Origin of the sequence: Mesorhizobium sp. M7A.F.Ca.CA.004.12.1.1 (assembly GCF_003997835.1) — a bacterium.
Taxonomy (GTDB): domain Bacteria; phylum Pseudomonadota; class Alphaproteobacteria; order Rhizobiales; family Rhizobiaceae; genus Mesorhizobium.
This window is the reverse complement of sequence record NZ_RZRK01000346.1, coordinates 1-6,213: the sequence shown is the minus strand read 5'-3', so window position 1 is coordinate 6,213 and position 6,213 is coordinate 1. Positions and strand designations below refer to the sequence as shown.

At 64.1% G+C, this 6,213-nt stretch carries 7 protein-coding genes; 3 read left to right on the top strand and 4 right to left on the bottom strand.

The window, feature by feature from the left end; translation table 11 throughout:
• Positions 1–277 (top strand): 4'-phosphopantetheinyl transferase superfamily protein (locus EN984_RS18820; RefSeq protein WP_127383876.1); only part of this gene is annotated, 277 nt, incomplete at its 5' end.
• Positions 278–591: 314 nt separating this feature from the next.
• On the opposite strand, the gene EN984_RS18810 is transcribed toward EN984_RS18820, so the two are convergent.
• A complete protein-coding gene (locus EN984_RS18810; RefSeq protein WP_127271998.1) occupies positions 592–1,737 on the bottom strand; it encodes a KamA family radical SAM protein in 1,146 nt (381 codons plus the stop codon).
• A gap of 159 nt (positions 1,738–1,896) precedes the next feature.
• Here EN984_RS18810 and EN984_RS18805 point away from each other — a divergent pair, with 159 nt between their 5' ends.
• On the top strand, positions 1,897–2,832 hold the full coding sequence (locus EN984_RS18805) for a hypothetical protein (protein WP_127269406.1): 936 nt from the start codon (positions 1,897–1,899) through the stop codon (positions 2,830–2,832).
• 29 nt (positions 2,833–2,861) lie between these two features.
• On the opposite strand, the gene EN984_RS18800 is transcribed toward EN984_RS18805, so the two are convergent.
• The 3 genes from EN984_RS18800 to EN984_RS18790 all read right to left on the bottom strand — a co-directional run bounded on the left by EN984_RS18800 (position 2,862) and on the right by EN984_RS18790 (position 5,788).
• On the bottom strand, positions 2,862–4,418 hold the full coding sequence (locus EN984_RS18800) for a serine hydrolase (RefSeq protein ID WP_127269407.1): 1,557 nt from the start codon (positions 4,416–4,418) through the stop codon (positions 2,862–2,864).
• A 344-nt stretch (positions 4,419–4,762) separates the two neighbouring features.
• Positions 4,763–4,975, bottom strand: coding sequence for a 4-oxalocrotonate tautomerase family protein (locus EN984_RS18795; RefSeq protein WP_127269408.1), 213 nt, complete (start codon positions 4,973–4,975; stop codon positions 4,763–4,765).
• Positions 4,976–5,029: 54 nt separating this feature from the next.
• Positions 5,030–5,788 carry an SDR family oxidoreductase gene (locus EN984_RS18790; protein WP_127269409.1) on the bottom strand — a complete coding sequence of 253 codons (759 nt, stop codon included), beginning with the start codon at positions 5,786–5,788 and terminating at the stop codon, positions 5,030–5,032.
• 100 nt (positions 5,789–5,888) lie between these two features.
• Here EN984_RS18790 and EN984_RS18785 point away from each other — a divergent pair.
• The coding region (locus EN984_RS18785) for a LysR family transcriptional regulator (protein ID WP_164765521.1) at positions 5,889–6,213 on the top strand (325 nt) is incomplete at its 3' end.

Here is a 6,213-nt window from a genome sequence, read left to right as displayed (position 1 = left end):
GCCTCTCCCGGATGATACTTTGGCCCTCGTGACAACGCCCGCGGACCGCACGGACGCAGCCGACCGGCATCTTGCCGGCCGCATCCTCTTTGCCGCCAAGGAAGCCGTCTACAAGGCCGTCTATCCGCTCGATCGCGAGGTGCTGGGCTATGAGGACATCACCGTCGACCTGAACGCAGGCCAGGCGACGACGAAGACCGGCCGCAAGGCCAGGCTCGTTTACTGCGCTGCCCCGCGCGTGGTGGTGCTGGCGTTTGTCGATGGAGATGGGGTTTGAGGTCGGCGCGCTTATTCTGCTGCGCTACGGCGTCATGAGTTCCTAGCCGAACGCGGCAATCGTTGACGTTGGCGCTGCCCCTCACTGTCCTGCCGGACATCTCTCCCCGTATAGTGACGGGGAGAGAGGGGCTGGCCGCGACGCCGGCATTCTTCCCGCAACGCTGGAGATTGGCGAAATCGCCGATGACAGCACCCCTCTCCCCGTCACTATACGGGGAGAGGATGCCGGCAGGCAGGTGAGGGGCGGCGCAGACGCTGGCCATTACGAACGGTCGCTGTGACGCTGTAGGATTATCCGGGTGGATCCTGGCGTCACGAGCCTGGAATCTTCGAAGACTGTTCCTCTTGCGCGCCAACGATCTCCCTATATTCCCGCACTTCGCCATCGAGCCCGCGCAGCCGCCAGCTCTCCCCCTGCCTGCCCTCGACATGACAGGGCCCGATCGGCACCTTGCCGCCGCCTTCCGGCAGGTCGAGCACATAGACGGGGTTGCAGATGCCCGACAGCCGCGCCCGCAGCGCTTCGGTCAGCGCCTGTCCCTGCGCGATCGTCGTGCGCCGGTGCGCCATGCCGCGCGCGAGGTCGCCATGGTGCAGGTAATAGGGTTTGACGCCGAGGCGGTACATCAGCTCGCGGCAGAGCTCCTCCAGCGCCTCGATGCTGTCGTTGACGCCTTTGAGCAGAACGCTCTGGTTGAGCAGCACGAACCCGGCTCGCCGAAGCGTGCGGCAGGCCACCTCGGTAGCGCCGGTGATTTCACGCGCGTGATTGAAATGGGTGACGACGGTGACCATCAGCCGGCCCTGCAGCGTCGCGACGAGCCCTGATGTAATGCGCGACGGCAGCACCACCGGCACGCGCGTATGGATGCGCAGCAGCCGCACATGGGGGATCGCTTCGATGCGCGCGGAGATTTCGGCCAGTGCCTTGTCGGGCAGCGACAGCGGATCGCCGCCGGTCAGGATCACCTCACGGATTTCGGGATGCTCGGCGATATAGGCCAGCGCCGGCTCCAGCGCCTCGTGCGTATAGCCACGACCGATCGAGGTCAGCGATTCCTTGCGGAAGCAGAACCGGCAATAGACCGCGCATTGATAGGTCGGGAACAGCAGCACCCGGTCGGCATGACGGTGCGTCAATCGCGGCACCGGGCTGAAGTCATGATCGGCGATCGGATCGTCGAGCTCGCCCTCCGCTTCCTCAAGTTCCTGCGGAGACGGGATGACCTGCGCCCGGATCGGATCGGCCGGGTCGCTCCAGTCGATCAGGTCGAGATAGGCTTTGGGCGCGCGCACCTTGTGCTTCACCGCCGCGGCTTGGGCGGCCGCGCGCTCGGCTGGGGACAGCGGGAGGGACGCCAGATCGCGCACGTGGCGCACGCCGGCGCGGACGTCCGCCTGCCAGTCGGTGTCAGGGCCGACGGCGGGTGCATCGTGGAGGTTGGTGTCTGAAGTCATCAGGGTTCTCAGGACAGTTTCTGGCGGAGCTATCGGCCGGATGGCCAGGCGGGTCAACCTTCCGGGGTGGCCGCCGCCATCAAATCCACCGCCTGCAAATCCGTAGGTATTTAGCCAAAATGGCACTATTCTGCGCAGTCTGGGCTTCAGGGAAAAGGAATGGATTTCAGCACAGGCCATGGTTACCTGCTCATCGGCGGCCTCATCCTCGTCGGTACTGGGCTGCTCATCCTGTCGCTGATCGTCAATTTGCGCGTCGCCCACAGTGTGCGCGACGACGTGCGCCATCGCGAAAAGCTGCTGGAATACCACCGCAACATCTTCTCGCAGTTGGGCGTGATCCTGATCGGCATCGGCGTGTCCCTGTTCATCTTCTTTTTCCAGCAGAATTACCAAGACCAGCGCAGACGCGAAGCGGATCTTCAGCAGGTTCTGGCCAAGCTGGCGGCGCGCATCGCTCGCGGCGCTCCCCTCGTCGAGTCACTTGGCGAATTCGACGCGCTGCTGGATGACGGCGGGGCCTATATTAGTCCCGAACTTGGTGGAACCAACGCCGCCATCGGCGCGCAGGGAGCGGAGCTTGGCAAGCAGGTCCGCGAAATCCTGCTGGTTGAGCGCGACGTCGACATCCGGGACTTCGACATCCTCAACCTGTCGCGCGATTTCGAGTCGTCGTTCGTCGTCAACGAGCTCGATCCGACGCTATGGTTCGACATCGTGCGCGACGAGAGCGAGATCAAATATGCCATCACCCAACTCACCCTCGACTACAAGGACCTGCAGGATGCGATCGGCGGCGAGCCGATTGAGGTTGCGATCGCCAATCCTGAAACGCAGCGCAAGATCAAGCACGAGGTGCTCGACATCTTCTACGATGCCGACCTCTTGCGCCAGCGCAGCAGGCGATTTCTCGGCCGTGCGTGCTGGCTTCTCAGCCACGGACGCAGCTTTGTCAGTCTTGCACCGGTCGATGCGATCGAGGCCGATGCGAAGTCACATCAGGAATGGATAGACAGGTCGAAGCCCTTGCTGGCGCAGACGAAATCGGGCAACGGCGATTGCTTCAAACTGCTCCGGTACGGCCCGGCATCCTGAACTCCCGGCCGCACCGTTCGATTTGGAAGTCAGTCCCCCACACGTTGCAGCGTGCCGAGATGATTGTCGTCGAGAAAACCTACGGTCATGGCCGACGCCTTGCCGTCAGCGCCGACCACAAAACTTACGCCCGAGGGGCTGTCCGGCGTCTCCGCGTCGGGGAAGGTCAGGAAAAGGTCACCGTCGAAATGCCTCAATGAGTAGGACCGGCCGGCGGCCGGGCCTACCCTGAGCACAAGGTGGTCTCCCGCTTCCGACACAATCGCATCGCCGATGAAGTCGTTGGCGTACCGGCCGGCATAGACGCTGTCCGGCCCGGCTGGCCGTGGCGGAGACGGCGGCGCGGCATAGGCGGCCTTGGCCGCCGCGACCGCCGGACCGAACAGGCCCGCATAGATATCATTCCACGCCTTGACCCAGTCCTTCTCGACGTTACCGTCGAAGACGAGATCGGCGAAGCTGTCGGACAATCCCTCCGGCAGGCCAGTCGGAAAGGCGTTGGCGACGATGACGATGCCCAGCTTCTCCTTTGGGAAGACTGTCACCAGGGTACGCGCCCCGACACTGAAGGCGCCGGCGTGGCCCCAGCTCAGGCCGTGTCGGCCGAATTCGACGTTCCAGCCGAGGCCGTAGAACGATGCGCCGCCGGAGACGGGGTTGTTGCCGCGCGCTATCAGCGGAACATGCGTCTGGCTTAGCGCATCGGCGGCAATCAGTGTCTTGCCGGCATAAACGCCGTTGCCGAGGATGAGGCGCAGCCATTGCGAGAGGTCACGTGCCGTGGAGCTGACGCCGCCGGCGGGCGCCTGCGCATCCGGATCGCGCTCTATCTTCGCGGCCCAGGCGCCATCGACCTTGACGTGAAGCGCAGCACGGTTGCTTTGCTTGACGAAGTCCGAATGACGGGAACTGGTCGAGGCCATGCCAAGCGGACGGTAGAGCTTCTCCTCGGCGACCTCCTCCCAGGGCTTTCCTGTCGGTGTCGCGGCTGCCATGGCACCCTCTGTCAATCCGAAATTGCTGTAGGCATACCCGGCGCGAAAGCTCGACGATGGTGGCACGAACCGCAGGCGATGCACGATCTCGACGCGGTCGTAGCCAATACCTTCGAGGTCGTCTCCGGCGGTGCCTGGAAGCCCGCTGCGATGCGAAAACAGGTCACGAACGGTGAGTTGGCTCGCCGGATAAGGATCGGCCAACCGGAAGGCCGGATCGAGATCGGCGATCTTCGAATCCCAGGACACGATCCTGTCGCTAACCAACGCCGCTACGACGGTGGCGGAAACCGGTTTGGAAAGGGAGGCGATCTGGAACACCGTGTCGGCGTCGACGGTCTCTGGCTTGCCGGCCTCGCGATGCCCAAAACCCTTGAGGAAGATCACCTCGTCATCGCGCACGACGCCGATGGCGAGACCGGGTACAGCACCGTCCGCTACGGCGGCTTCGGCAAGCGCTTCGAGCTTCGACAGGGCAGCAGTGATGCGCTCGGGCGTGAGGGTATCGGCCGGCGCCGCGTGCGGCCAAAGCACCATTGCGGCGATGAAGACCCAAACCCTCCAATGACAGAGATTCCGATTCAGCCGCATGCACAAGCCTCCTCCCAAGCATTCACAAGGCCATGATACAGGGCCGCACGGGTGAGGCCAGCCCTTCTCGGGCCATTCGCGCAACCGGACGGTCGATCTCCTGATCGGCCGCGCCGACGACGCCATCACCTCTGCCGGGCTACCGCATCGACGTCGAAAGCGCGCTGATCGAACATCCGGCGGTCAACGAGCGAGTTGCCGAAGACACCCAGCGGCAAGATTCAGCGGTTCCTGCTGAGGAAGGCCGAGGTGGAGAAGCGGAAGGGGGTGATGCTGCCGATCTCCCCACTTGTGGGACCCGAAGGACGGGCGAGACCCGTGGCTCGCCCGGGAACGGCCCGGCACTACTCCTTTGCGCGAAAAACTTCCGGCACGACGAACACTTCGTCGGCCCGGCCATAGCCGCCGTCGGCGACCTCCTCCACCAGCACCATCGTGAAGGGGCGCACACCCTCGCCGAAAAAGTCGACGAACATGGCTGTCGTTCGATGGATGAGGTCTTCCTTCTGCGCCCTGGAGAGCGCCGCTTGCGGTAACTTGATGTTGGCGAATGGCATGATCTTTTCCTTTCTGTGGAATTTGAGGTTCGGCGTGGAGCGGTCGGCGACGGCTCAGACGACGCCGCCATTGGCGCGGATGATTTGTCCGTTGACCCAGAAGCTGTCCGGCCCGGCCAGGAACGAGACCAGCCCGGCAATGTCGTCGGGCTGGCCAAGCCGGCCGAGCGGGATCATCTTGCCGATGGCCTCGATCTGCGCCTCGCTCTTGCCGTCCGTGAACAGCGCGGTTTCGATCGGCCCGGGCGCTACTGCGTTAACTGTGATGCGGCGCGCGCCAAGCTCCTTGGCCAGGATGTGGGTCATCGCCTCGACACCCGCCTTGGTGGCGGCGTAGACGCCGTAGCCCGGCTGGTAGAGGCCGACGACGCTGCTGGAAAAATTGACGATGCGGCCGCCGTCGCGAAGCCGGCGCGCGCCTTCCCGCATGCCGCGGAACACGCCGCCGAGATTGATCGCGATCTGCGTGTCGAACGAAGCGTCGTCGGTCTGCGCCATCGGCGAAATCTTCATGACGCCGGCATTGTTGACGAGGATGTCGATGCCGCCGAACGCCTTCTCGCCGGCGTCGAACAGCGCTGCGATCCCATTCGGATCGGCGATATCGGCCTGAACGGCGATTGCCTTGCCGCCGCCGGCTTCGATGCTGCGCACAAGCTCTTCGGCCTCGGCGCGGCCCCGTGCATAATTGAGGACGACGGCGACGCCATCGCGGGCGAGCCGCTGTGCGATGGCGGCGCCGATGCCTTTGGAGGCGCCGGTCACGATCGCGGTTCTGGTTTGGCCACCCGTACTTGTTTGATTGGATGTCATGGAAGTCTCTCCGTGTTGGTGACACGGATATAGGCCGACCCGCTTTCCGTATAATCAGCCATCTATTGACATCACTATTCGGAAATTGCGAACAAGGGCCATGGATCGACTGGACACGATGCGGCTCTTCGTTCGCGTTCTGGAGCGGCGCAGCTTTACCGCTGCCGCGGCCGATCTCGGCCTGCCGCGTTCAACCGCGACGGAAGCGATCCGGCGGCTGGAAGAGCATCTCGGCGCGCGGCTTCTGGAACGAACGACGCGGCAGGTGAACGCCACGCAGGACGGCGAAGCCTACTATCGGCGCTGCCTGTCGATCCTGGCCGAGATCGAGGATGCCGAGGCCGCCTTTCGCAATGCCGAGCCTTTCGGCCTGCTGCGCATCGACGCCAGCACGCTGCTCACCCGCACATTCCTGTTGCCGCGCC

Bases quoted from the DNA above. Each gene is read 5' to 3' on its own strand.
- EN984_RS18795 (WP_127269408.1), bottom strand. From the start codon at position 4,975: ATGCCATTCGCCAACATCAAGTTACCGCAAGCGGCGCTCTCCAGGGCG.
- EN984_RS18790 (WP_127269409.1), bottom strand. From the start codon at position 5,788: ATGACATCCAATCAAACAAGTACGGGTGGCCAAACCAGAACCGCGATC.
- EN984_RS18805 (WP_127269406.1), top strand. From the start codon at position 1,897: ATGGATTTCAGCACAGGCCATGGTTACCTGCTCATCGGCGGCCTCATC.
- EN984_RS18810 (WP_127271998.1), bottom strand. From the start codon at position 1,737: ATGACTTCAGACACCAACCTCCACGATGCACCCGCCGTCGGCCCTGAC.
- EN984_RS18800 (WP_127269407.1), bottom strand. From the start codon at position 4,418: ATGCGGCTGAATCGGAATCTCTGTCATTGGAGGGTTTGGGTCTTCATC.